24 protein-coding genes and 3 tRNA genes are annotated in these 22,533 nt (G+C 74.5%); 11 read left to right on the top strand and 16 right to left on the bottom strand.

Annotation, left to right across the window (positions count from 1 at the left end):
- Positions 1-54 precede the first annotated feature (54 nt).
- The 6 genes from AFB00_RS08095 to AFB00_RS08120 form a co-directional block, all read right to left on the bottom strand.
- Positions 55-594: a YbaK/EbsC family protein gene (locus AFB00_RS08095; RefSeq protein ID WP_156819438.1), complete on the bottom strand. Its 540-nt coding sequence runs from the start codon at positions 592-594 to the stop codon at positions 55-57.
- Positions 591-899, bottom strand: coding sequence for a DUF2516 family protein (locus AFB00_RS08100; protein WP_083275990.1), 309 nt, complete (start codon positions 897-899; stop codon positions 591-593). The genes AFB00_RS08095 and AFB00_RS08100 overlap by 4 nt, the downstream gene beginning before the upstream one ends.
- A 136-nt stretch (positions 900-1,035) precedes the next feature.
- Entirely contained in the window at positions 1,036-1,764 is a 729-nt protein-coding gene (locus tag AFB00_RS08105; protein WP_068800113.1) for a hypothetical protein, read from the bottom strand.
- Positions 1,765-1,769: 5 nt separating this feature from the next.
- Positions 1,770-2,273: a helix-turn-helix domain-containing protein gene (locus AFB00_RS08110; RefSeq protein WP_068796721.1), complete on the bottom strand. Its 504-nt coding sequence runs from the start codon at positions 2,271-2,273 to the stop codon at positions 1,770-1,772.
- Between the two features lie 139 nt (positions 2,274-2,412).
- Positions 2,413-3,756, bottom strand: a complete 1,344-nt coding sequence (locus tag AFB00_RS08115; RefSeq protein ID WP_156819439.1) for a DUF445 domain-containing protein — start codon at positions 3,754-3,756, stop codon at positions 2,413-2,415.
- Positions 3,757-4,055: 299 nt separating this feature from the next.
- Positions 4,056-4,553, bottom strand: a complete 498-nt coding sequence (locus AFB00_RS08120) for a bifunctional DNA primase/polymerase (RefSeq protein ID WP_068796722.1) — start codon at positions 4,551-4,553, stop codon at positions 4,056-4,058.
- Positions 4,554-4,868: 315 nt separating this feature from the next.
- Between AFB00_RS08120 and AFB00_RS08125 the strand changes: the two genes are divergently transcribed.
- Complete coding sequence (locus AFB00_RS08125) at positions 4,869-5,654, top strand: hypothetical protein (RefSeq protein ID WP_068796723.1); 786 nt, start codon at positions 4,869-4,871, stop codon at positions 5,652-5,654.
- Positions 5,655-5,739: 85 nt separating this feature from the next.
- Here the strand turns inward: AFB00_RS08125 and AFB00_RS08130 are convergent, their stop codons facing one another.
- Complete coding sequence (locus tag AFB00_RS08130; RefSeq protein WP_068796724.1) at positions 5,740-5,943, bottom strand: cold-shock protein; 204 nt, start codon at positions 5,941-5,943, stop codon at positions 5,740-5,742.
- Between the two features lie 588 nt (positions 5,944-6,531).
- On the opposite strand from AFB00_RS08130, the gene AFB00_RS35585 reads away from it, so the two are divergent.
- The gene (locus tag AFB00_RS35585) at positions 6,532-7,632 is read left to right on the top strand and encodes a hypothetical protein (protein ID WP_068796725.1); all 1,101 of its coding nucleotides are present in this window, start codon (positions 6,532-6,534) and stop codon (positions 7,630-7,632) included.
- A 94-nt stretch (positions 7,633-7,726) separates the two neighbouring features.
- On the opposite strand, the gene mftR is transcribed toward AFB00_RS35585, so the two are convergent.
- On the bottom strand, positions 7,727-8,389 hold the full coding sequence (gene mftR / locus AFB00_RS08140) for a mycofactocin system transcriptional regulator (RefSeq protein ID WP_068800115.1): 663 nt from the start codon (positions 8,387-8,389) through the stop codon (positions 7,727-7,729).
- Between the two features lie 248 nt (positions 8,390-8,637).
- On the opposite strand from mftR, the gene AFB00_RS08145 reads away from it, so the two are divergent.
- The 3 genes from AFB00_RS08145 (at position 8,638) to AFB00_RS08155 (ending at position 10,997) form a co-directional block, all read left to right on the top strand.
- Positions 8,638-9,681, top strand: coding sequence for a sigma-70 family RNA polymerase sigma factor (locus tag AFB00_RS08145; protein WP_068796726.1), 1,044 nt, complete (start codon positions 8,638-8,640; stop codon positions 9,679-9,681).
- A gap of 116 nt (positions 9,682-9,797) precedes the next feature.
- Positions 9,798-10,352 (top strand): ATP-dependent Clp protease proteolytic subunit, encoded by a 555-nt coding sequence (locus AFB00_RS08150; RefSeq protein ID WP_068796727.1) that lies wholly within the window; start codon positions 9,798-9,800, stop codon positions 10,350-10,352.
- A gap of 9 nt (positions 10,353-10,361) precedes the next feature.
- Entirely contained in the window at positions 10,362-10,997 is a 636-nt protein-coding gene (locus AFB00_RS08155; protein WP_068796728.1) for a MerR family transcriptional regulator, read from the top strand.
- On the opposite strand, the gene AFB00_RS08160 is transcribed toward AFB00_RS08155, so the two are convergent.
- Together AFB00_RS08160 and AFB00_RS08165 are read right to left on the bottom strand one after the other, a co-directional pair.
- The gene (locus AFB00_RS08160) at positions 10,976-12,115 is read right to left on the bottom strand and encodes an endonuclease/exonuclease/phosphatase family protein (RefSeq protein ID WP_068796729.1); all 1,140 of its coding nucleotides are present in this window, start codon (positions 12,113-12,115) and stop codon (positions 10,976-10,978) included. The genes AFB00_RS08155 and AFB00_RS08160 overlap by 22 nt on opposite strands.
- 6 nt (positions 12,116-12,121) lie before the next feature.
- Positions 12,122-13,126 carry a helix-turn-helix transcriptional regulator gene (locus tag AFB00_RS08165; protein WP_068796730.1) on the bottom strand — a complete coding sequence of 335 codons (1,005 nt, stop codon included), beginning with the start codon at positions 13,124-13,126 and terminating at the stop codon, positions 12,122-12,124.
- 105 nt (positions 13,127-13,231) lie between these two features.
- Here AFB00_RS08165 and AFB00_RS08170 point away from each other — a divergent pair, with 105 nt between their 5' ends.
- Complete coding sequence (locus tag AFB00_RS08170) at positions 13,232-13,708, top strand: VOC family protein (RefSeq protein ID WP_068796731.1); 477 nt, start codon at positions 13,232-13,234, stop codon at positions 13,706-13,708.
- Positions 13,705-14,124, top strand: a complete 420-nt coding sequence (locus AFB00_RS08175) for a VOC family protein (RefSeq protein WP_068796732.1) — start codon at positions 13,705-13,707, stop codon at positions 14,122-14,124. The genes AFB00_RS08170 and AFB00_RS08175 overlap by 4 nt, the downstream gene beginning before the upstream one ends.
- 23 nt (positions 14,125-14,147) lie before the next feature.
- On the opposite strand, the gene AFB00_RS08180 is transcribed toward AFB00_RS08175, so the two are convergent.
- The 6 genes from AFB00_RS08180 to AFB00_RS08205 all read right to left on the bottom strand — a co-directional run bounded on the left by AFB00_RS08180 (position 14,148) and on the right by AFB00_RS08205 (position 17,932).
- A complete protein-coding gene (locus AFB00_RS08180) occupies positions 14,148-15,611 on the bottom strand; it encodes an alpha/beta fold hydrolase (protein WP_068796733.1) in 1,464 nt (487 codons plus the stop codon).
- Positions 15,612-15,888: 277 nt separating this feature from the next.
- A tRNA-Phe gene (locus AFB00_RS08185) sits at positions 15,889-15,962 on the bottom strand.
- A gap of 33 nt (positions 15,963-15,995) precedes the next feature.
- A tRNA-Asp gene (locus AFB00_RS08190) sits at positions 15,996-16,069 on the bottom strand.
- A gap of 14 nt (positions 16,070-16,083) precedes the next feature.
- Positions 16,084-16,156: transfer RNA gene (locus tag AFB00_RS08195), tRNA-Glu, on the bottom strand.
- A gap of 120 nt (positions 16,157-16,276) precedes the next feature.
- Positions 16,277-16,495 carry a hypothetical protein gene (locus AFB00_RS08200; protein WP_083275362.1) on the bottom strand — a complete coding sequence of 73 codons (219 nt, stop codon included), beginning with the start codon at positions 16,493-16,495 and terminating at the stop codon, positions 16,277-16,279.
- Positions 16,496-16,657: 162 nt separating this feature from the next.
- On the bottom strand, positions 16,658-17,932 hold the full coding sequence (locus AFB00_RS08205) for a GDSL-type esterase/lipase family protein (RefSeq protein WP_197519792.1): 1,275 nt from the start codon (positions 17,930-17,932) through the stop codon (positions 16,658-16,660).
- A gap of 259 nt (positions 17,933-18,191) precedes the next feature.
- Here AFB00_RS08205 and AFB00_RS08210 point away from each other — a divergent pair, with 259 nt between their 5' ends.
- The 4 genes from AFB00_RS08210 to AFB00_RS08225 all read left to right on the top strand — a co-directional run bounded on the left by AFB00_RS08210 (position 18,192) and on the right by AFB00_RS08225 (position 22,518).
- On the top strand, positions 18,192-20,081 hold the full coding sequence (locus AFB00_RS08210) for an AMP-binding protein (protein ID WP_068800116.1): 1,890 nt from the start codon (positions 18,192-18,194) through the stop codon (positions 20,079-20,081).
- Between the two features lie 163 nt (positions 20,082-20,244).
- A complete protein-coding gene (locus tag AFB00_RS08215) occupies positions 20,245-20,526 on the top strand; it encodes a hypothetical protein (protein ID WP_068796736.1) in 282 nt (93 codons plus the stop codon).
- A gap of 86 nt (positions 20,527-20,612) precedes the next feature.
- The gene (locus AFB00_RS08220) at positions 20,613-20,804 is read left to right on the top strand and encodes a ferredoxin (protein WP_068796737.1); all 192 of its coding nucleotides are present in this window, start codon (positions 20,613-20,615) and stop codon (positions 20,802-20,804) included.
- A gap of 100 nt (positions 20,805-20,904) precedes the next feature.
- Positions 20,905-22,518 carry an acyl--CoA ligase family protein gene (locus AFB00_RS08225; protein WP_068796738.1) on the top strand — a complete coding sequence of 538 codons (1,614 nt, stop codon included), beginning with the start codon at positions 20,905-20,907 and terminating at the stop codon, positions 22,516-22,518.
- The last annotated feature ends 15 nt before the right edge of the window (positions 22,519-22,533 follow it).

The raw sequence follows: 22,533 nt of genomic DNA on the forward strand, positions 1-22,533 counted from the left end.
CGGACACCACCGCTGCTTCCCGGAGTTGAGCCGTGTCCGCTCAGGGCGAACGGGTCAGCGCGCGAGGCCCTCGACGACGGTCGCGTTCGGCAGCGCGGCGAGCAGGTCGCCGGGCACCGCGAGCTTGCCGGCCCGCAGGCCACTGCCGACGACGACCGCGTCGGCCGAGGCGACGTCCGGCGCGATCCAGAGCGGCCAGTCCGCGGGCAGCCCGATCGGCGTGATCCCGCCGTAGGCCATCCCGGTCAGCCCGACGGCGTCGTCCATCGGGGCGAAGGAGATCTTGCGGGCGTCGAGCCGCTTCTTCACGACACCGTTCACGTCGACCCGCGTCGTGGCGAGCGCGACGCAGGCCGCGTAGCGGACCTCGCCCGCCCGCTTCCCGGCGACCACGACGCAGTTCGCCGCCCGCTCCGGCGGCGAGGAGTACGCCGCGCAGAAGGCCGCGGTGTCCGCGAGGTCCGGGTCGATCTCGGCGACCCCGACCCGCTCGGCGTCGAGTTCCTTCAGCGCGACGGCGACCGGATCGGCGAGCAGGTCCGGCCGTTCCAGTGCGGGGACGACGTCGAGCGTGCCGAGCACGGCCCAGCTCACCAGCGGGGTCCCCCGTCCTGGACCTCCACCACGGCCGGTTTCACGTCGACGAGGTAGACCAGCACGGCGACCATCGCGGCGAGCCAGAACATCGCACCGCCGTACATCGGACCCTGGGTGATGACGAGCAGCACCAGCCCGACGCCGGTGATCCCCAGCCAGGCGTTCTTGCTCAGCTTCCCGGCCGCGGTGAACGCGTCGGCGCGCTGGCGCAGTGCGTGCAGGAACGCGTAGCCGCCCACCGGGAGCGCGAGGATCCAGATCGCACGAATGATGTAGAAATCGAGGTCGGCCAGCAGCTCCACGAGGCCAGGGTACGGGCCGCGGCACCCGCGGTCACGCGCGCCGTCGACGCCGTGCCCGCCGGTCACGACGGATGCCCCGGCGGCTCGGGCCGTCGGGGCATCCGTCAGGGGGCCGGGCGGTATGCCCGGCCGGGTGTCACTTGGTGGTGCCGTTGCCCGCGGCGCGGCGGGTGGCCGGCTTGCGGGTCGCGGCGGTGCGCGCACCGGTCGCGGTCTTCGGGTCGGTCTTGGCGGCCGCCTTGCGGGTGGTGGACCGCGCGGTCGACGCGGCCTCGTCACCGGCCTCGGTGATCGCCTCGGCGGCGTCCTGGGACGCCTCGGTCACGGCCTCGGCGGCCTTGCCGGCGGCCGACTGGGTGCGCCGGGCGACCTTCTCACCGGCCGAGCGGGTCTGCGTGGTGATCGTGCCGAGCGCGGAGGTCGCGGCCTCGTGGGTCTCGTCCACGAACCCGTCGACCCGGGCGTCGAGCTTCTCGGTCAGGTCCTCGACGGTGTCGATGGCCTGCTTGACCTGCGGCTGCTTGCGCAGCCGGCCCCAGGCCTTCTCACCGCGCTGCGCGAAGCCGACGTACACGCCCTCGACCTCGGAGCGGAACTCCTCGATCTGCTTGCGCACGTTCTCCGAGGCCAGCTTGCCGCGCAGCTCCTTGAGCTCCTCCGGGAGCTCCTGCACGCGGACCTGGACCTCGCCGGCGCGCTTGGACGCGGTGGCGCGGGCGTCGGTGACGGCCCGGCTCACGGTGCTGTAGGCCAGGTCGCCGGCGCCGAGCACCGCCAGCAGCGGGGTCCGGACGATCTCGGCCTGCTCGGCGGTCTGCTCGCGCAGCTTCTTCACGTCGGCACTGGTCGGGAGGTTCACGGCCATGGTGATCACGTCCTCGTCTGGTCGAATGTCTGGGTGGTGTCGGTAGCGCTGACAGGGAGGCCGTTCTCCCGGCGGAACGATTCGTACACGTCGAGCAGCACGCGCTTCTGCCGCTCGGTGAGCGTCGGGTCGGTGAGGACCGCGTCGGTGACCCGGCCCGCGGGGCGCTCCTCGAGGATCCCGGCGCGGACGTAGAGCGCCTCGGCCGAGATCCGCAGGCCCTTGGCGATCTGCTGCAGGATCTCCGCGGACGGCTTGCGCAGTCCGCGTTCGACCTGGCTCAGGTACGGGTTGCTCACCCCCGCCGAGCGGGCCAGCTGCCGCATCGAGACCTGGGCGGCCTCCCGCTGGGTGCGGATGTAGGACCCGATGTCCTCCACCGCGTGCCCGACGGCCTGCTGGGCCTGTCCGACGACCTGGCCGACGTGCTCGACCGCGGCCTGACCGACCCGTTCCGCGGAGTCGGCGGGCGCCCGGTCACCGTCGCCGCGCCTGGGCTGGGTGGCCATTCGCCGCACCTTCCGGTTCGATCCGTCTCCGTACTGACGTCACCGACCGTACGCACGGGTGCTAACTCTTGCAAGCACAGTGCTAGCGCTGGTCACGTGGCGTGCGCCACGTTCGTCACCGGCGGGTGACGCGGGTGTGTCAGCCGACGAGCAGCTCGCCGACGGTGTGGATCACCAGCCCGGCCAGGGCCCCGACGACGGTGCCGTTGATCCGGATCCACTGCAGGTCCCGCCCGACCTGGAGCTCGACCTTGCGCGAGGTCTCCTCGGCGTCCCAGCGCGCGACCGTCTCGGTGATCAGCGTGGTGATCTGGTGCCGGTAGTGCCGCACGACGTAGCACGCGGCGTCGGCCAGCCAGCCGTTCAGCTTGGCGGTGAGCTCCGGATCGCGGCCGAGCCGGCGGCCGAAGGCCATCAGCGCGTCCCGCGCCCGCAGCCGCAGCTCGTTCGACGGGTCGTCGGCGGCGTCGAGCACCATGCCCTTGACGACCGTCCACGCCCGGCCGATGAAGTGCTGCACCTCGGGGTGCTCGATCACCTGGCGCTTGACCTGCTCGGCGCGGTCCATCGTGGTCTCGTCGTGCTGGAGATCCTGCGCGAACTCGGCGAGGTAGCGGTCGACGGCGTGCCGCAGCGGGTGCTCCGGATCGGTCTTGACCGCCCAGGCGTAGCCGCGGATCTCGGCGAAGAGCTTGTCCGCGACCATGTCGTCGACGAACCGCGGTGTCCAGGACGGCGCCCGGTCGTGCACGACCCGCAGCACCATGTCCTGGTTGTCGGCGACCCAGTCGTAGGCACGGTCGCAGACCAGATCGACCAGCCGCCGGTGCGCGCCGTCGACGAGCACGCCCTCCAGCGCCTTGCCCATCGGGGGCCCGACCGGGACCTCCATCAGCTTCCGGACCGCGACGGTCTCGATCACGTTCTGCACGTCCTCGTCGCGCAGCACGGTGACGACCGCCCGCGCCGCGGTGACGAGCTCGGCGGTGACCCGGTCGGCGTTGGCCTGCTGGCCGATCCAGTGCCCGACCTGCTCGCTGACCCCGATCCGCTCCAGCTTGTCCCGGACCACGGCCTCGGACAGGAAGTTCTCGCCGACGAAGTCGCCGAGGCTGTCGCCGATCGCGTCCTTCTTGCGCGGGATGATCGCCGTGTGCGGGATCGGCAGCCGCAGCGGGTGCCGGAACAGCGCGGTGACGGCGAACCAGTCGGCGAGTGCGCCGACCATGCCGGCCTCGGCGCTGGCCCGCAGGTACGCGGCCCACGGCAGCCCCTGGACCACCTCCAGGTACTTGGCGACGAAGAACACGACCGTCGCCCCCACCAGGAAGCCGGTCGCGACCATCTTCATCCGGCGCAGGTCGCGTCGCTTCTGCTCGTCACCGGGGCCGAAACCGCCGAGCGGCGTGGCGGGCACCGAACCGACGGTCCGGTCCCGCTGCGGGCTCGGTGCCGGGCGTTCCGGCGCTCGCGAGGTCTGCACGGGCTCCATAGTGCCGCGTATCGGGCACCGGCCGGTTCAGGGGCACGCGGGGAACGTTCCGGGGGCCCCCCGAGGAGGTCCGGCCGGGTCCGGGGGCTGTCCCGCCGGACCCGGCCGTAGCCGGTGGAGCGGCTGCGCGGCGAGGGAGAAGTGCCCCCTCGGGCGCCGCTACCGGTGTGCGCTCCGGCCGGTCCCGGCGCCTCCGCAGGTGGGAGGCGGCAGCGGGACGACACCGGGCGGAGTACGCACGGTCGCGCGGTCCGGCTCCTCGGCTCCGGCCGGGTCGCGCGTGTTCGGGGTCAGCGCTGGAGCGCCTCGACCCGTTCGGGCTCGGACGACACGGCTGCCCGGTTCCGGACCGCGTCACAGATCGCGTCGACGACGACCGAGGCCTCGGGCACCCGGTACCCGACCCGCGCCGGGGCGACCCGCCACTGGACCCAGCCGTCGGGGCGCTCGGTCGGCGGGGCGACGACGCCGATGCCGTCGGTGTGCAGCACGACGTCGGCGTGCAGGCTCAGCTCGGCCGGCAGCGTGTGCCGCGGGGACATCGGGAACCACCACGTTCCCTCGGGTGTCGCGGCGACGGGCACGACCTCGCCCGCCTCGCGCAGCGTCCGGCAGACCTGACGGCCGACCGCGGTCGGCACCTCGACGACGTCGAGCACCTCCCCGGTCGCGAGGAGCACCTCCGCACCGGGTCCCGGGACGAGGGGCCAGCCGTGGTCGGTGTACTCGCGTGCGGCCGCACGCAGCTCCGCGCCATAGACGGCTCGGTAGCTGTCCCAGCGGGACATCGAGATCCACTTCCTTCCGTGTCGCCGAGCGCCTCCGTGGAGCCCGTCTGTGAAGTGCAACACCATGATGCGGGCTCCGGTCACGGGTTCGCGAGCACCTCGCGGCGAGGGCACGTGACGGCGAGACGAGCGGGAACGGGCGACCGTGTGGCGTATCGACGGCCGGTGAACGGCAGATGACCGGGCGACGCGGTCCGACGACCGGTGGCAACCCCCCGCAGCTCACGGCGCTGCGCCGGTCGTCGTACCGCTCGACATGCCTCAATCGCCGATCTTCTTTACCATCGAGAGAAAATCCCGTTCCAGGAGGCGATCATGTCCACGGCGTTCACCGAACCGGCGGCCCGGCACCCGGCGACCAGGGCCGACACGGTGCGATCGGGGGCCGTGCTGGTCGCCGCCGTCCTGCAGGCGGTGGCCGGGTCGCTGGGCGGCAGCGGCTTCTTCGGGGAGTCCCAGCGCGTGCTCAGCGACCGCTACCCGTCGCTGCTGACCCCGGCGACGATCGCGTTCTCCGTCTGGCCGGTGATCTACCTGGCCCTGCTGCTGTTCGCGGTGTACCAGTCGCTGCCCGGCCAGCCCGCCCGGCCGGTGCACCGGGCGACCGGGTGGCCGTTCGTCCTGACGGCGGTGTGCAACGCCGGCTGGATCGTCGTCTTCTCCCAGGAGTACCTGGTCCCGGCCCAGGTGCTGATCGTCGCGCTGCTCGCGACGCTGGCCGTCGTCCTGTGGCGGCTCGCCGGTGTCCCGGCGGCCGGCACCGCCGACCGGCTGCTGGTGCACGGCCCGATGGCGTTCTACGCGGGCTGGGTGTCGCTGGCGACGGTCGCCGGTGCGTCGGTGACCCTGACCTACGCCGGCGCGGAGCTGGGCCCGCTCGGCGCGGCGCCGGTGCTGGCCGTCGCGGTGCTGGCGGTCGGCTACGCGACCCTGCGGACGACGGCGGCGCTGCCCTACGCGGCGACGGCGGTGTGGGCGCTGCTGTGGATCACGACCGAGGCCGGTGGGGTGGTCTCGGCCGTCGCGGCGGCCGGCGGGATCGGCGTGCTGGTCGTGGCCGCGCTCCGGGCCAGGGCCGGGACCCGGGCCGCGTTCGGCTGACCGGGCCCGGACATGCCGACGGCGCCGGACGTTCCCGTGGAACGCCGGCGCCGCCGGTCGACGCGGGGTCGTGCCCCGCGGGAAGTCAGATCACGCGGACCGAGTCGGCCTGCGGGCCCTTCTTGCCCTGGCTGGCCTGGAAGTCGACCCGCTGGTTCTCCTCCAGGCTACGGAAGCCGTTGGCCTCGATCGCGGAGTAGTGGACGAAAACGTCCGGTCCCTCGTCGTCGGTGGCGATGAAGCCGAAGCCCTTCTCGGCGTTGAACCACTTGACGGTGCCCTGCGGCATAGCTTTGTCCTTCTCAGATGGAGCGGTTCCGGGCCTCACGGCGAGGCGCCGGAGGTCGCGCGGGCGGCGTCGGAGACACGTCCGCATCACCGGCGAAGCCCACCGTCACAACTTCACACGGACGCTTCACGGCGATCGGGAGAAGAACGACTGCAACCGGAGCGGACGCTACCACCCTCCGAAGCGGATCCCACCCGGACCGCGCGAACGATCTTCCGCACCGCGTCCGCGGTGCTCCGGAACGAGATCACCGACCGTTATCGACGGGGCCGGATCCGAGCACCGCCGGTCACCGGCTGCGCGAACGGGTGAGCACGGAGCGGGTTCCACGCCGATGGGTGAGCGCCGCCCGGCGGGACACACCGGGCCGGGTGACGGACGGGCCCCGGCCCCCTCCCGGAACCCTCCGGTACCCCCATCGAGGTCGCCCGTTTCGGGACTGGCCCGATCCGAATCGGTCTCTGCGTGACCGATGGGGCTCCCGTGGCGGGTGTGGCCACGATCAGGTCACTGGTGGAACACCCGCGGTCACCGCAAGCTCTGCGCCGTCAGTCACCTCGTGCAGCACCGCCCTCTGGAGAAACGAACGTGCGATCCCGAGTCACCACCTCCGTCGCCCTGACCTTCATGATCGGCACCCTGGGTGTGTGCGGCGCCGGCGTGGCCGGCGCGGCCGAACCCGTCCGTGCCTCCGTCGCCCCGGCCGGCAGCATCGCCCCGGCCTTCAGCACCGCACCGGCCGACACGATGGACGGTCCGCTGGACCGCCTGGTCGACACGCTGTTCGGCGGCGGCTCGACCGACGCCGACACCTTCTTCGACGAACCCGCCGACGTCGGCGGGGCACCGGCCGCGCCGGCGGCCGCACTGCCCGCGCCCGCCGCACCGGCGGTGCCGGGCCAGGCCGCCCTCCCGGCCGACGCCGCGCAGCCGCTCGTCCCGGGGGCGCCCGGCCAGCCCGGCGTCCCGGGGGCACCCGTCGTGCCCGGTGCTCCGGGGGCATCCCTCCAGCCCGGCGTCCCGGGCGCGCCCGTCCTGCCCGGCGTCCCGGCGGCGCCGGGGGCCGTGGCCGCTCCCGTCCCGGGGGCGCCGATGCTGCCGGCGGCACCCGGCGCTCCGGCGCTGCCGGTGCCTGCTCCGGCCGGTCAGGACCCGGCCGCGCTGACCGGTGCCGCTCCGGAGTCCGTCGTCGCACCCGATGCCGTCGCGAACCCCGGTGCCCCGGCGGGGACCGTGGCCGCCCCGGGTGCGGCACCGGCGCCCCTGATGGCCGGTGCGCCCGTCGCACCGGTCGCCGACCAGCAGGTTCCCGAGCCGCCGCCGGTGCCCGCCCCGCCGGTGCCGGCCCCCACCCTCCCGCAGGCACCGGCCGTGCCGGGCGCTCCGCAGGTACCGGGGGCGCCGGTCGATCCCGCGGTCCCCGGCGCGCCTGCGGTGCCGGGTGCGCCCGCGGTGCCGGGCGCCCCTGCGCTGCCCGGCGCCCCCGCGGTGCCCGGCGCACCCGCGGTACCGGGTGCCCCTGCGCTGCCCGGTGCGCCCGCGGTGCCCGGCGCGCCCGCGCTGCCGGCCGCCCCCGCGGTACCCGCCGCCCAGGAGGCCCCGGCAGCGGACCCGGTCGTCGCACCGGACGCGGTCGAGGCGCCGTCCGCCCCGAGCCTCTGGCAGCGCCTGTTCGGCTCGCCCCGCTGATCCGTCGCCCGCCCCCGGACCCGGGGTGATCACCGATCGGGAAGGGATCCGGCCACCCGTGGCCGTTCCGCTTCCCGATCGGTGATCACCGGGTTCAGGACAGCTCGGTCGCCCAGCCGCGTTCGAGGGAGCGCAGGACGCGGTCCAGCAGCGCGGCGAGCTCGGCGCCGTCGTCGGCCAGCCAGCGTTCGTAGGCCGCGAGGCAGACCCCGAGGCAGGCGTGTCCGACGCTCTGCGGCACCAGCGCCGAGGCCGGCTCGCCACGCCGCTGTGCCACGAAGTCCGCCACGACCTGGCGCCACGCGGCGTAGCGCAGCGTCGAGTGCGCCTGCAGCGCGGGCGTACGCAGGATCAGTTCCAACCGGCGCCGGTGCCAGGGCTGCTCGGCCGGCTCGACGTGGTTGAACTCCAGCACCGCCCGGCGGATGCCCGCGAGCACCGGCAGGTCCGGCGGCTGCGCGGCGAGCACCGCGCGCATCCGGACCAGCTGCTCGTCGAAGGCGCCCCAGGCCACGTCGTTCTTCGAGGCGTAGTAGCGGAAGAAGGTACGGCGGCCGATCTGCGCGGCCTGCGCGATGTCGTCGACGGTCGTGTGCTCGAAGCCCTGCTCGGCGAACATCTCCAGGGCCACGTGCTCGATCTCGGAGCGGGAGGTGACCGGGCGCCTGCCGACCCGCCGCGACGGCCCGGCCCCCGCGCCGGGCCCGGCACCGCCACGGGTGCTGCCCTCGGTGTCGTTCCCGGCCGTGGCCGACATCGCCGGTTCCCCGCGCTCCCGGCCCCACCGCACCGCCGCGGGCGCGCCGGGGAGGCCGTTCGGGCGCGCCGGCGGATCATCCCACGCAGGGCCGTCGGCCGCCCCGGGCACCGCACGTCGCCCCGGCCACCCGTCCGTTCACCGGAAAGGACTCCATTTTGTCGGGGTGTCGCGGCACACTCGCCCACACGGACGGACCGGGATCGCCCCGGGCCACCCCGCAGGGGGACGTCTCGAGGGGGATCGGCATGAGTGCACCCGCACGGACCGGTGACGGCACCGACCAGGTCGACCGGCCACTCGACCTGCAGATCGAGGACCACCGTCGCGAGCTCACCGGCTACTGCTACCGCATGCTCGGTTCCGCCTTCGAGGCGGAGGACGCGGTGCAGGACACGATGATCAGGGCGTGGAAGGGCCTCGCGAAGTTCGACGGCCGGTCCTCGCTGCGGTCCTGGCTCTACCGCATCGCCACGAACGTCTGCATCGACGCGCTGAACGGGCGCAAGCGCCGGGCCGTGCCGATGGACATCGGCGGGCCCGGTGCGCCGGTCGCGGAGTCGCTGCGCGAGCCGCTGCCGGACGCGGAGTGGCTGGAGCCGATGCCCGACGCACGGGTCTCCACCCCGGCCGGCGACCCGGCGGACAAGGCGATCGCCCGGGAGACGATCCGGCTGGCGTTCATCGCCGCACTGCAGCACCTGCCGGCCCGGCAGCGCGCCGTGCTCATCCTGCGCGAGGTGCTGTGCTGGAAGGCCGCCGAGGTCGCCACGCTGCTCGACACCTCGGTCGCGTCGGTGAACAGCGCGCTGCAGCGGGCCCGCGCCACCCTCTCCGAGCAGGGCATCTCCGAGTCCGCACCGCAGGAGGCCCCGGCGCTCGACGCGGAGCGGACCGACCTGCTGATGCGGTACATGGCGGCGTTCGAGGCGTTCGACATGGAGGCGCTGACGGCGCTGCTGCACGCCGACGTCGAGCAGAACATGCCGCCGCTGGAGCTGTGGTTCCGCGGTCGGGAGGACGTGATCGCCTGGATGGCCACCGGCCCCGGCCAGGGCTGCCGCGGTTCGCGGGTCGCCCCGGTCGAGATCAACGGGACGGTCGGGTTCGCCCAGTGGAAGCCGTCCGGCCCGGACGGCGAGTTCGAGGCCTGGGGCATCCAGGCCCTGCGGATCGAGGACGGCGCGGTCACCGGCCTCAGCATCTTCCTGAACAAGGATCTCTTCGGCTACTTCGGCCTGCCGCTGAAGCTGGCCGATGCACCGGAGCTGTGGGAGCCCAAGACGGTCTGACCGCAGCGGCGGGGTGCTCGCCGTCGGCGAACCGCGTCCGCCGTGGGCGGAACGGGCGGCCGGCGGTCCGGGCGCCGACCTAGCGTCGGGGCGCACCACAGAGAACGGAGGCCCCGATGCCCGTCCTGTCCACCGTGCCCGATCTCGCCGACCGGCTGCTCGGCCCGCGGATCGTCCTGCTCGCCCGGGAGCTGGACGACGACGTGGCCGCCGAGACCTGCGGCCGCCTGCTCCTGCTCGCCGCGGAGGACTCGCGCCGCGAGGTGACCCTGCAGATCCTCTCCCCCGGTGGGTCGCCGGTGGCCGCGATGGCGGTGCACGACACCGTGCGGTCGCTGCCGGTCGACGTCGTCACCGTCGCGAACGGGTCGCTGGCCGGGCCGGTGCCGTTCCTGGTGGCGTCCGGCACGCCGGGGCGGCGGTTCGCGCTGCCGCACGCGTCCTTCCACGTGCCGGCGACCGGGACGGCCGGCACGGCGTCGGTCCGCGGCAGCCACCCGGGCGACGTCCGGGTGCTGGCGGAGCACCTGCAGCAGCGGCGCACCGAGATCGACGAGCTCACCGCCCGCTACTGCGGTGGCCCGGTGGCCGGCCCCCGGGAGCGGTGGCTGGGCGCGGCCGAGGCCGCGGCGGCCGGGATCGTCGACCACGTCCGCGGAGTGGATAGTTAGACTCTCCACATGCGCGTCTCGGAGTTGTCCCGCCGTTCGGGTGTCCCGGTGGCGACGATCAAGTACTACCTGCGCGAGGAACTGCTGCACCGCGGGGAGACGACGTCACCCAACCAGGCCCGCTACGACGACTCGCACCTCGGCAGGCTCCGGCTGATCCGGGCGCTGGTGGAGGTGGGCGGGCTGCCGATCGCCGTCGTCAAGGACGTCCTGGGGGCCGTCGACGACCCGGGGACGGGGCTGCACGAGATGCTCGGCCGCACCGTCTACGCCGTCACCGGAACCGGGTCCGAGGCCGGCACCGGGCCGCACGCCGAGCGGGCCGCGGCCGACCTGGAGGCCCTCGCCGGACACGCCGGATGGACGCTGCGCGACGGGGCGCCCGCACCGGCGGGCGCCCGCAGCGTGCTGACCCGGATGCACGAGCTGGGACACGGCCCCGCCCCGGAGACGCTGGCCTGCTGGGCGGAGGCGGCCGACCGGGCGGCCGAGGGCGATCTGCTGGCCGTCGCCCGGAGCGGCAGCCGGGAGGAGGTCGCGGAGACCGCACTGGTCGGGACGGTGCTCGGGGACTCGCTGCTCGCCGCGCTGCGCCGGATCGCGCAGGAGGACCGCTCGCGGCGTCAGTACCCGTCCACCGGCTGAGCCGGGAGGGTGACCTCCACCAGCACGCCGCGGTGGTCGCTGCCCGGCAGGTCGAACACCCGGTACCGCCGGGTGGCGCTGCCCCGCGGGACGAGCACGTGGTCGATCCGCAGACCCGCCCACCGCGGCCAGGACGACGGGTACGTGCCGGCCGGCCGCACCCCGGTCGCGGAGTCCCGGCAGCCGCCGAGCGCCCGCCGCAGCTCCCGGTGGTCGAGCACCGCGTTGAGGTCACCGGCCACCAGCGGCGCCGGTTCCGCGCCGGTCCAGCGGCCGATCAGCGCGAGATCGGAACGCCAGCCGACCAGCCGGCGCGGGGCGGTCGGGGCGCTGGTGTGCACCGCGTACAGGGTGCGGTCGCCGAGCAGCCCGCCGTCGACCTCCAGGTGCGGCACCCGCATCCCCCGCCCGGCCCGTACCCGGACGTCACCGGCCCGCGCCGACGCGACCACGACCGTGCCCCCGCTGTCCGGGATCCCGGGTGGCACCGACGACCACCCGCGGTACCCGGGCAGGAGCGGGAGCAGGGCGTCGCGGTAGGTCGTGCCCGCCTCCGGGAGCACCACGAGATCCGGCCGCTCGGTCGTGACCAGCTGCGCGAGCGCGCCGGGATCGGCCCGGCCGAGCAGCACGTTCGCGACCAGCACGGTGACGGTCGGCCCCGACCTCGCCGTCCCCCGCCCGTCGGGGCTGCGCCGGATCGAGAACCTCCTCCGCACCGGGATCCCCGGCGCCGGCACCACGGTCCCGCCCGGCCGGGCCGGCACCCGATCGCCGGGCCGGGACGGTGCCCGCTCGTCAGGCCGGCCCGGCACCGACTCACCCGGCCGTTCCGGAGCCTGTCCATCCTGCTGCTCCGGTACCCGTCCGCCTGGTCCGCGCGTGGGGGAGCCCGCCAGCCGGACCAGCGTGGGACCGGCCACGACCACTGCCGCGGCCCCGAGGACCAGCGCGCCCCAGCGGAACCCGGCGAGCGCCAGCACCCCGGCGAGCCCGGCGGCGCCCGCCGCCAGGTGCGGGCGGAACGCGGCGACCCCGACCAGCGCCGAGCGCCGGTCGACCCGGAACCGGCGGGGGAGCAACCGCACCGCGGTGCGGAGGGCCGTGTCGACGAGCACGGACGATCAACGCCCGGGCCGGGGACCGGGTTCCGATGCGGCGGCGCGGGCCGCCCGGCGGGCCAGCTCGGCGAAGGCGTCCCGCAGCTCCGGCGGCCCGACGACGACGATCTCGGCGTCGAACCGGGTGAGTGACGCGGCGAGTGCGACCCAGGACCACGCCCCCAGCCGGAGCAGGCACCGGTCGTCGTCGACCGCCTCCACGGTGCCGTCCCCGACGAACGGCAGCACCTCGCCGACCGGCCGGTGCAGCACGGCCTCACCGATGCACGGCCAGGTACCGGTCCCGGACGAGCCGGTGAACCGGTCGGCGAGGAACGCGACGGGATCACCGAAGGGCACCTCGCGCCGGGTGAAGCGGGGGCCGTTCGGCACCCGGGGCTCGATCCGGTCGGCGCGGTAGACCCGCCAGTCGGAGTGGCCCGGGACCCAGGCGACGAGGTACCAGCGCCCGCCGCGGGCGACGAGATGGTGCGGCTGCACCCGGCGTGGCGGTCCCCCGTCCTCCGCCCCGGACGGCGAGCGGTAGTCGAACCGCAGCTCCTCCCGGGCCCGGACGGCGGCGCCGATCGCGAGCAGGACGTCCGGATCGGCCTGCGGACGCGCAGCCCGGTCGACGGTCGTGCTCTCCAGCCCGTCGATCCGGGCCCGCAGTCGTGCCGGGAGCACCTGCCCGACGGTGGCGAGGGCGCGCATCGCTGCCTCCTCGATCCCGGCGCCGGTGGCGACGGCGCCGCGCAGGGCCACGGCCAGGGCGACGGCCTGGTCGTCGTCGAACAGCAGCGGCGGCAGCCGGCTCCCCGCCTCCAGCCGGTAGCCGCCGTCGGGGCCCTTGACCGCCCGGACCGGGTAGCCGAGATCGCGGAGCCGGTCGACGTCGCGCCGCACCGTGCGCTCGCTGACCCCCAGCCGCTCGGCCAGCAGCCCGCCGGGCCAGTCCCGCCGGACCTGGAGCAGCGAGAGCATCGCGAGCATGCGGCCGGAGGTCTCGGCGGAGGAGGTCGTCGGCATGTCCCGCAGTCTGCCCGGAGAAGAGGACGAACCCTGGCCGGTACTCCGTGCAGGATCGACCTCGTCGCCGGGACGGACCGGCGGCACACCTCGAAGGAGCACCTCATGGCGGTCACGACCACCACCCACCTGAACTTCCACGGCGACGCCCGTGCGGCGCTCGAGTTCTACGGCACGGTGTTCGGCGGGACGGTCACCGTCGCCACCTACGGCGACTTCGGCATGCCGGCCGAGCTGCCCGACGCCGGCAACGTCGTCTTCGGCCGGGTCGACTCCGGCAGCGGGTTCCGGATCATGGCCTACGACGTCCCGTCCGCGGCCGGTACCGCCGCACCCGCACCGACGACCCGGCGCGAGCACGGCACGACGCTCACCGACCAGCCGTTCTTCGTGGCGGTCTCGGCGGACACGGTCGCCGAGGTGGAGGCGTTGTGGGCCGGGCTGTCCGACGGCGGGACGGTCGTCGAGCCGCTCGGGCCGGCGCAGTGGGCACCGGCGTTCGGGATGGTCACCGACCGGTTCGGCGTCACCTGGATCCTCGACGTGGTCGCCGCGCACGACGCCGCCGGAGCGACGGCATGAGCGTGACCAGCACCCTGCACCTGAACTTCCGGGGCGACGCCCGTGCCGCGCTCGGGTTCTACCACTCGGTGTTCGGGGGTGACATCGTTCTCGCCCGGTACGGCGACGTACCGGCCGGGCAGGGCCCCGACCAGGCAGAACAGCTCGCCTGGGGGCAGGTCAGCGCCCCGAACGGCGTGCGGATCATGGCCTACGACGTGCAGGACGGGCTGCCCTGGAACCCGGGCGAGAACGCCTTCTACGTCTCGCTGAGCGGCTCGGACCGGGCGGAGATCACCGGGTACTGGACGGCGCTGGCCGAGGGCGGGACGATCGTCGAGCCGCTCGGACCGGCCGTCTTCGCGCCGCTCTACGGCAAGGTCGTCGACCGCTTCGGCATCACCTGGATCGTCGACGTGACCCCGGCCGCCGGCTGAGCCCGGGCGGGGCCGGTCCCCGGTCAGCCGGAGCAGGCCCCGTCGTCGGTGCGGCCGTGCCGGAAGAACGCGACCGCGCGGTCGCCGCAGCCGGTCCGGCTCAGCGAGCCGTGCACGTCGTCCTCGACGGTCAGCAGGGCGCCGCCGACACGGCGCTGCATGTCCTCGGCCCACTCGTACGGCGTCGTGGTCTCGTACCGGTGTCCGACCAGCTGCAACGCGCTGTCGCCGGGGGCCGGCGGGTGCCAGGGCCGGGCCGGCAGCGGCCAGCCGGCGCACCAGCTCTGGTACCCGGCCTTCCAGGCCGTCAGCGGGTACGCGGCACGCCGCTGCTCCTGCTCGCGCCACAGGGTGGCGGCGTCCGGGTCGGCGCCCTGGTCGTTGCACATCACCGCGGTCTGCATGAAGATCCCGCCGGACGTGCTCGGGTGCAGGCCGAGGTTCGCCAGGTCGTGCGCGGTACCGACCAGCGGCGGGGTGCCGCCGTCACGCAGGGCGCGCACGCTCTCGGCGATCTGCGGCCAGAGCCGTTGCCCGTGGTCGAGCAGCATCCGCAGGTTCGCCCCGCCGACCTCGACCCGCTCGCCGTCGGCGGTGGTCACGGTGACCGGGGCCGCGTCGAGGCGGCGGGCCAGCATGTGCACCGTGGCGGCGACCTCGTCCGGGGTCGCGCCGAGCCCCCCGGCCCCGCCGTCGGCGGCCCAGCGGGCGAAGCGGTCCAGGTTCGCCGCGGCCGCCCGGACCGGGCCGTCGTTCATCTCCCGGACCGAGAAGTCCGGCGGCATGACCGAGTCGAGCAGCATGCGGTCGACGTGCGCGTCGTGGCGGCTGCGGTAGACGGCGCCGAGCGCGGTCCCCCAGGACACGCCGTAGAAGCCGATCCGCTCCTCCCCGAGCGCCCGCCGGATCGCGTCGACGTCGTCGGCGACGGTGTTCGTCGACAGGCTCCCGACGAGCTCCGGGTCGTCCTGCGCGCAGGTCGTGTTCTCCGCGGCGGTGCGGGCGTGGGCGTCGTGGAACCGCTGCTCGGGGTCGGTCGCCGCGCCGGGGTCGGGTCCCGCGTCGACCGCACAGGCGATCCCGGCGCTCTGGCCGACGCCGCGCGGGTCGAACCCGATGATGTCGTGGTCGGTCGCGAGCCCGCCGACGGCGGAGGTGCTCAGGTCCGCCGGCATGGACAGACCGGGGTTCCCCGGCCCGCCGGGGTTGGTGACGATCACACCGCGGCGCTGCGCCGGGGACGCGGCCGGGATGCGGCTGATCCGCAGGTCGAGGGTGCGTCCGCCGGGGGCGTCGTGGTCGACCGGCACCGTGACCGTCCCGCACTCGGAGCGCGCATCGGCCGGGTCCCAGTCCGCCACGGTGTCCCGGCACGGCGCCCACGCGATCGCCGACGCCGGGGCGGGTGCGACCGGCGCGGGTGCCGCGGTCACCGGCAGGACGGCCGCGGCGGCCAGCACGGCCCCGAGCAGCGGTGTGGGGGGCATGGGTTCCTCGTCTCGCTCGCCGGATCGGTCGAGCGGAGCCTGCCGCGGGGGGTGCCCCTCGCACCTCGGCCCGGGAGCCGATCATGGGCGGCGGGCATCGTCCTTAAGGCCGAGCAGCGCCGTGCCCCGGCGCACGCCGTCCGGTGGACGACCCGGTCCGGCCGTGTTCGACATGCTCAGCGTTCCGGGGGCGCGCACGGGATCGCGCGAACGGCGGGACAACGGGTGAGCGACCGTGGATCGGAATCAGCCGGGAAGTTTCACCGGCGAAAAGAGGTGGCCAGGGGCGGGGTCGAACCGCCGACCTTCCGCTTTTCAGGCGGACGCTCGTACCAACTGAGCTACCTGGCCCCGGCCCCGGAACAGACTTTCCAGGGAGTGGAGCGACCCAGACGGGACTCGAACCCGCGACCTTCGCCGTGACAGGGCGACGCGCTAACCAACTGCGCCACTGGGCCTTGCTGTGTAACCGTACCCCCAACGGGATTCGAACCCGCGCTGCCGCCTTGAAAGGGCGGAGTCCTAGGCCGCTAGACGATGGGGGCTTGGACCGGTCCCGGAGGCCCTGTCCTTCCCTCAACGGCTGTCCGTTGGGAGCGGGTAAACCATACGACACCCTCGGAAGCCGCCCTGCAGGCACCCCCCGTTAGGTACATCGTGGCCGGTCAGCGCGCGACGGGCGGCGGCTGGTCCGGCGCCGACGACAGCAGCCCGAGCATGTCGAGCAGGTCCCGGAGGTCCTCGCTGTCGGCCGAGTTCTTCGCGACGACGAGCCGGGCCTTCTGGACCTGCTCGTCGGACACCCGGAACGCGTCGGCCGCGCTCCGCGGTGCCGGGATGGACCCGGTGTCGTCGTCGATGCCGCGCTTCGCGCCGATGGTCATCAGGCCTCCCCGTTGGCCGTCCAGGCTTCGCATCCGCCGCGACCACCACGTGCTGTGGTCGTGACCAAGACGTTACCGATCGTGCGGGTGGACTGCATGCCCCTTCCCGGGTGACGGGACGACTGCACAAGGTCACGACTGCACAAGGTCGCGACACGCTCGTCAGCCGGGCGACGCCGCCCGGCATGCGCTCCCGGAGAGGGCGTCGACCGGCACCGATGCCGCGAGGGCCCGGTACCCGGCGGGTGAGGGGTGCAGGCCGTCCCCGGAGTCGAACCCGGGCCGCAGCCGGAGCGGATCGGCGGGATCGGCCAGTACGGCCGCGGCGTCGATCACCCCGTCGGCGTAGCGGGCCCCCTCCGTGCGGAGCCAGCCGTTGGTCCGCTCCCGGGCCGCGACGACGTCCGGGGCGTCCCGGTCGCCGCTCGTCGACGGCGGCACGGTGGCGAGGAACACCCGCAGGCCCGCCGCCCGGGCCCGCTCGGCGAACGAGCGCAGGCCGGACTCCAGCTCCCCGGCGCCCGCCCCCGCGGCGAGGTCGTTGGTGCCGATCAACAGCACCACGTCACGGACGCCCGGGACGCGGGCGACGTCGTCGTCGAACCGGGTCTGCGGCGAGTCACCGCCGGACGGTGGTCCGTCGCGCAGCAGCTGGTTGCGGGACAGCCCCGCGTTGAGGACGGTCATCGGCCGCTCGGCCGCCAGCCGGGCGGCGAGCTGGTCGGGGAAGCGGTCGTCGCCGTCGGGGGTGCTGCCGACCCCGTCGACGAGCGAGTCCCCGACGACGAGCACGGCGGCGTCCGGACGCGGGGCGTGCACCTCCAGCCCGGCGAGCACCGGCCAGGACTGCAGGGTCGTACCGAACCCGTCGGGACCCGTCGCCCGGGTGTGGTCGCCCGGACCGGACAGCCACGCCGTCCGCATCGCCACCGGGTGCGAGCTGATCGTCGCCGGGACCCGCTGCAGGAACAGCGCAACGGTGACGGCGGAACCGCCGGTCACCGGGACCGGCAGCGGATCGGTGAACGCCTCCGCACCGGGTTCCAGCACCACGTCCGGGCGCCCGCCGACGAGCAGCGGCGACGGCGGCTCCCCCGGTGCACCGGCCAGGGTCACCGCGCCGATCGTCAGCGGGCCGTCGCCGTGCCGGTTCGACAGCCGCAGCCGGACCGCCTCGCCCGAGGTCTGCGGGCGCACCACCATCCGCAGCGTGCGACCGGCGAGCCGGTCGCCGGGGACGGCCTGCTGGGCGGCGTGCCAGGCGGCCACCCAGCTGGGCCCGCACCCCGTCGCGGACGCCGGCGGGAGACCCCCGCAGCCGGCCGGCCCGAGGGCGGCCAGCAGGGTCCCCAGCACCGCGCAGGCCGCCGTCCGGCGCCACCGCTCACGGTGCTCGCGGGACTGCCACGCTCCGTGCGTCGCCCGCACCACGGGCACCGCCTCCATCGGGTCCGGACCGGCAGCTGGACCGGCCGGTCTCGCACGCGCTGTGTCGGGCGGTCACTCGATCACGTTACGTAGGTGACCGATCACTCAGGACGACCGGCGGGCCGTGGGCGGCGAACGGCCCCTCCGGACGGACGGGCGTCGGGCGGATCGGGCCGGGCGAGGCTGCGGAGTGTCGGGGTGACCTCCTAGTGTCGTGCCCCACACGGAGGTGGCCGTCGCGGGCCACCGGTGGACGAGGGAGGCGTCGGTGGCCGGCTACGAGGAGATCTTCCGATCCAGCGTCGAGGACCCCGCGGGGTTCTGGCTCCGTGCCGCGGGCGCCCTCGACTGGCACGTCGCACCGACGACCGCGCTCGACGACGCGAACCCGCCCTTCTACCGCTGGTTCCCCGACGGCGAGCTGAACGTCGCGCACAACGCGCTGGACCGGCACGTCGACGCCGGGAACGGCGACCGGGTCGCGCTGGTCCACGACTCGCCGGTCACCGGGAGCCGGCGCTCCTACACCTACTCCGAGCTGCGCGACGAGGTCGCCCTGTTCGCCGGCGTGCTGCGCGACCAGGGCGTCGGCCACGGCGACCGGGTCGTGATCTACCTGCCGATGGTCCCCGAGGCCGCGATCGCGATGCTCGCCTGCGCCCGGCTCGGCGCGATCCACTCGGTCGTCTTCGGCGGGTTCGCCGCGAAGGAGCTGGCGGTCCGGATCGACGACGCCGGGCCGAAGGTCGTCGTGTCCGCGTCCTGCGGCATCGAGGGCAGCCGGGTCATCGAGTACAAGCCGCTGCTGGACCGGGCGATCGAGCTGGCCGAGCGCAAGCCGGAGGTCACGGTGCTGCTGCAGCGCGAGCAGGCGGTCGCCGAGCTGGGCCCGAACGACGTCGACTGGGCCGAGGCCGTGGCCGCCGCGACCCCGGCCGACCCGGTGCCGGTGCGCAGCACCGACCCGCTATACGTCCTCTACACCTCCGGCACCACCGGGAAGCCGAAGGGCGTGGTGCGCGACTGCGGCGGCTACGCGACCGCGCTGGCCTGGTCGATGCCGAACATCTACGACGTCGGCCCCGGCGAGACGATCTTCACCGCGTCCGACGTGGGCTGGGTCGTCGGGCACTCCTACATCGTCTACGCGCCGCTGCTGGCCGGGGCGACGAGCGTGCTCTACGAGGGCAAGCCGGTCGGCACCCCCGACGCCGGGCAGTTCTGGCGGGTGGTCCAGGAGAACCGGGTGAAGTCGGTGTTCACCGCACCCACCGCGTTCCGGGCGATCAAGAAGGAGGACCCGGACGGCACCTTCGTGGCGCAGTACGACGTGTCCTCGCTGCAGTACCTGTTCCTGGCCGGTGAGCGGCTCGACCCGGAGACCTACCGGTGGGCCGCCGAGCTGCTCGGCGTCCCGGTGATCGACCACTGGTGGCAGACCGAGACCGGCTGGCCGATCGCCGCGAACCCGGCCGGGATCGAGCTGCTGGAGATCAAGCCCGGCTCGCCGACCCGCCCGATGCCCGGCTGGGACGTGCAGATCCTCGACGAGTCCGGCCGGCCGGCCGAGCCCGGCGTCGACGGCGCCATCGTCGCGAAGCTGCCGCTGCCGCCGGGCGCCTTCCCCACCCTGTGGAACGACGAGGAGCGCTACGTCAGCTCCTACATGTCCGCGTTCGAGGGCTACTACCTCACCGGGGACGGCGGCCATCTCGACGACGACGGGTACGTGTTCGTCATGGGCCGCACCGACGACGTCATCAACGTCGCCGGGCACCGCCTGTCCACCGGCGGTATGGAGGAGGTCCTCGCCGCGCACCCGGACGTGGCCGAGTGCGCCGTCATCGGCGTCGCCGACACGATGAAGGGGCAGGTCCCGCGCGGGTTCGTGGTGCTCAAGTCCGGGGTCGACACCACGGCCGGGGATGTCGAGGACCGGCTGCGCGCCGAGCTCGTCGCCATGGTCCGCGACCAGATCGGCGCGGTGGCCTCCCTGAAGGACGTCGCGGTCGTCCCGGCGCTGCCCAAGACCCGCTCGGGGAAGATCCTGCGCAAGACCATGCGCGGGATCGCCGACGGCGCCGAGGAGCCGGTCCCCTCCACGATCGACGACGCGTCGGTGCTCGACACGCTGCGCCCGGTCCTGCGGCGGGAGTGAGCGTGGGCCGCGATCCGGCCCGGCGCGACCCGCCCGGGCGCGACACGCTTGACCCGACCCGGCCCGCCCGGTAACGGGGCCCACCGTCCCTCCGATGCACGGCTCGACGGCCGCACACCCGCTCCCCGCTCCCCGCGGTCGTCGACCGACGTGGAGGTTCGGCATGGACGGTGCGCGCATCCGGCTCGTCGCGGCGCTCGGCCCACTCGCACTCGTCGCCGCCCTGGGTCTCGCCGCGGTGCTGGGCCAGACCGACGAACGATCCCGCGAGGACGGGACGACCGGGGTCCGGCCGGCCGCGGACCGCACTGCGACCGGCCGCGCCGACGTCTCGACCGCCCGGCTCGACGTCCCGCGCACGACGCCGCGACCGGCACCCGAACACCCCGGGCACCGGGCCACCGCCCCCGCCACGACCCCCGCACGGACCGCGGGGGCGACGTGACGCCACGTCCGGGTAGGGAAGCATAACCGCAGGTCAGGCGTACCTTACTCGTGCACATCGGGGCGCGGAGGGGCACCATGGACCCCATGAAGGTCATCGTGGATTTCGACCGCTGCGAGAGCAACGCGGTGTGCATGGGTGCCGCCCCCGAGGTCTTCGAGGTGCGGGACGACGACTACCTCTACATCCTCGACGAGAACCCGTCGGAGGCCCTGCGGCCGAAGGTCGAGGAGGCGGCGCGCGGCTGCCCCAAGGCCGCGATCACCATCGAGGACTGAGCGGACCCGGCGGTCCGGGCGGCTCCCCGGCGCGGTTGCCGGGTGCGCACGGGTGCGACGAGGATCACCCCGACGTGCCCCGCCCGCGAAGGAGCCGACCGTGACCGCTGACGTCTGGACCACGCCGCTGACCCCGCTGGCCTTCCTCGGCCGGTCGGCCGAGGTCTTCGGCGACACCACGGCGATCGTCTACGGCGACCGGCGGTACTCCTACGCCGAGTTCGGGGCGGAGGCCACCCGGGTCGCGAACGGGCTCGCCGCGTCCGGTGTGCAGCCCGGCGACCGGGTCGCCTACCTGCTGCCGAACGTGCCCGAGATGCTGGTCGCGCACTTCGCGGTGCCACTGGCGGGCGCCGTCCTGGTCGCGATCAACACCCGGCTCGCGACCGAGGAGGTCCGCTACATCCTCGACCACTCCGGCGCGACGGTGCTGGTGGTCGACGCGGTGCTGTACGAGACGGTCCGGCCGCTGGCCGGCGACCTCGCGACGGTGCGCGAGATCGTGACCGTGACCGACCCGGCCGCCCCCGGCGACGGCGCCGGGTCCGGGCTGTCCTACGCCGACCTGCTGGCGCGCGGCTCGGACGAGCCGCGCCCCTGGTCCGTGGCCGACGAGCGCGCCACGATCTCGATCAACTACACGTCCGGGACCACCGGGAACCCCAAGGGCGTCGAGTACCACCACCGCGGCGCGTACCTGAACTCCTTCGGCGAGATCGTGCACTCCGCCCACTCCGCCGGCAGCGTCTACCTGTGGACGCTGCCGATGTTCCACTGCAACGGCTGGTGCACGCCGTGGGCGGTCACCGCGGTCGGCGGCACCCACGTCTGCCTGCGCGAGGTCCGGGGCGACGCCATCTGGCAGCTGATCACCGAGCACGGGGTCACGCACCTCAACGGCGCGCCCACCGTCGTCACGACGATCATGAACGCGCCGGAGGCGGTGACGCTGGACTATCCGCTCGTCGTCACCACGGCCGGGGCGCCGCCGTCGCCGACGACGATCCTGCAGATGGAGCGGATGGGCTTCCGGATCGTGCACGTCTACGGCCTCACCGAGACCTACGGCCCGTACGCGGTCAACCAGTACCAGCGGTCCTGGGACGGCCTCGACGGCGAGGAGCGCGCCCGGCTCCAGGCGCGTCAGGGCGTCGGGATGGTGTGCGCCGACCGGGTACGGGTGGTCGACGAGCAGCTGGCCGACGTCCCGGCCGACGGCACCACGATGGGCGAGATCGTGATGCGCGGCAACAACGTCATGAAGGGCTACCACCGCGACGAGGAACGGACGGCGGAGGCGTTCCGGGGCGGCTGGTTCCACTCCGGTGACCTCGGCGTCGTCCATCCGGACGGCTACGTGGAGCTCCGCGACCGCGCGAAGGACGTGGTGATCTCCGGCGGCGAGAACATCTCGACGGTGGAGGTCGAGCAGGCGGTCGTGACCCACGACGCCGTGCTGGAGGCCGCCGTCGTCGGCGTCCCGGACGAGCGGTGGGGCGAGGTCGGCAAGGCGTTCGTCGTGCTGAAGCCGGGCCGCACGGTCGAGCCGCAGGAGCTCGTCGAGCACGTCCGGTCGCGGATCGCCCGGTACAAGGCCCCGAAGCACGTCGAGCTGGTCGACGAGCTGCCCAAGACCTCCACCGGGAAGGTCCAGAAGTTCGAGCTGCGCGAGCAGGAGTGGGCCGGGACGGACGGCGCCCGCATCCGGGGATGAGTCACGTTCGCACCG

Origin of the sequence: Pseudonocardia sp. HH130630-07 (assembly GCF_001698125.1) — a bacterium.
Lineage (GTDB): Bacteria > Actinomycetota > Actinomycetes > Mycobacteriales > Pseudonocardiaceae > Pseudonocardia.

Bases quoted from the DNA above. Each gene is read 5' to 3' on its own strand.
- AFB00_RS08105 (WP_068800113.1), bottom strand. From the start codon at position 1,764: ATGGCCGTGAACCTCCCGACCAGTGCCGACGTGAAGAAGCTGCGCGAG.
- AFB00_RS08110 (WP_068796721.1), bottom strand. From the start codon at position 2,273: ATGGCCACCCAGCCCAGGCGCGGCGACGGTGACCGGGCGCCCGCCGAC.
- AFB00_RS08120 (WP_068796722.1), bottom strand. From the start codon at position 4,553: ATGTCCCGCTGGGACAGCTACCGAGCCGTCTATGGCGCGGAGCTGCGT.
- AFB00_RS08125 (WP_068796723.1), top strand. From the start codon at position 4,869: ATGTCCACGGCGTTCACCGAACCGGCGGCCCGGCACCCGGCGACCAGG.
- AFB00_RS08130 (WP_068796724.1), bottom strand. From the start codon at position 5,943: ATGCCGCAGGGCACCGTCAAGTGGTTCAACGCCGAGAAGGGCTTCGGC.
- mftR (WP_068800115.1), bottom strand. From the start codon at position 8,389: ATGTCGGCCACGGCCGGGAACGACACCGAGGGCAGCACCCGTGGCGGT.
- AFB00_RS08145 (WP_068796726.1), top strand. From the start codon at position 8,638: ATGAGTGCACCCGCACGGACCGGTGACGGCACCGACCAGGTCGACCGG.
- AFB00_RS08150 (WP_068796727.1), top strand. From the start codon at position 9,798: ATGCCCGTCCTGTCCACCGTGCCCGATCTCGCCGACCGGCTGCTCGGC.
- AFB00_RS08155 (WP_068796728.1), top strand. From the start codon at position 10,362: ATGCGCGTCTCGGAGTTGTCCCGCCGTTCGGGTGTCCCGGTGGCGACG.
- AFB00_RS08165 (WP_068796730.1), bottom strand. From the start codon at position 13,126: ATGCCGACGACCTCCTCCGCCGAGACCTCCGGCCGCATGCTCGCGATG.
- AFB00_RS08170 (WP_068796731.1), top strand. From the start codon at position 13,232: ATGGCGGTCACGACCACCACCCACCTGAACTTCCACGGCGACGCCCGT.
- AFB00_RS08175 (WP_068796732.1), top strand. From the start codon at position 13,705: ATGAGCGTGACCAGCACCCTGCACCTGAACTTCCGGGGCGACGCCCGT.
- AFB00_RS08180 (WP_068796733.1), bottom strand. From the start codon at position 15,611: ATGCCCCCCACACCGCTGCTCGGGGCCGTGCTGGCCGCCGCGGCCGTC.
- AFB00_RS08200 (WP_083275362.1), bottom strand. From the start codon at position 16,495: ATGACCATCGGCGCGAAGCGCGGCATCGACGACGACACCGGGTCCATC.
- AFB00_RS08215 (WP_068796736.1), top strand. From the start codon at position 20,245: ATGGACGGTGCGCGCATCCGGCTCGTCGCGGCGCTCGGCCCACTCGCA.
- AFB00_RS08220 (WP_068796737.1), top strand. From the start codon at position 20,613: ATGAAGGTCATCGTGGATTTCGACCGCTGCGAGAGCAACGCGGTGTGC.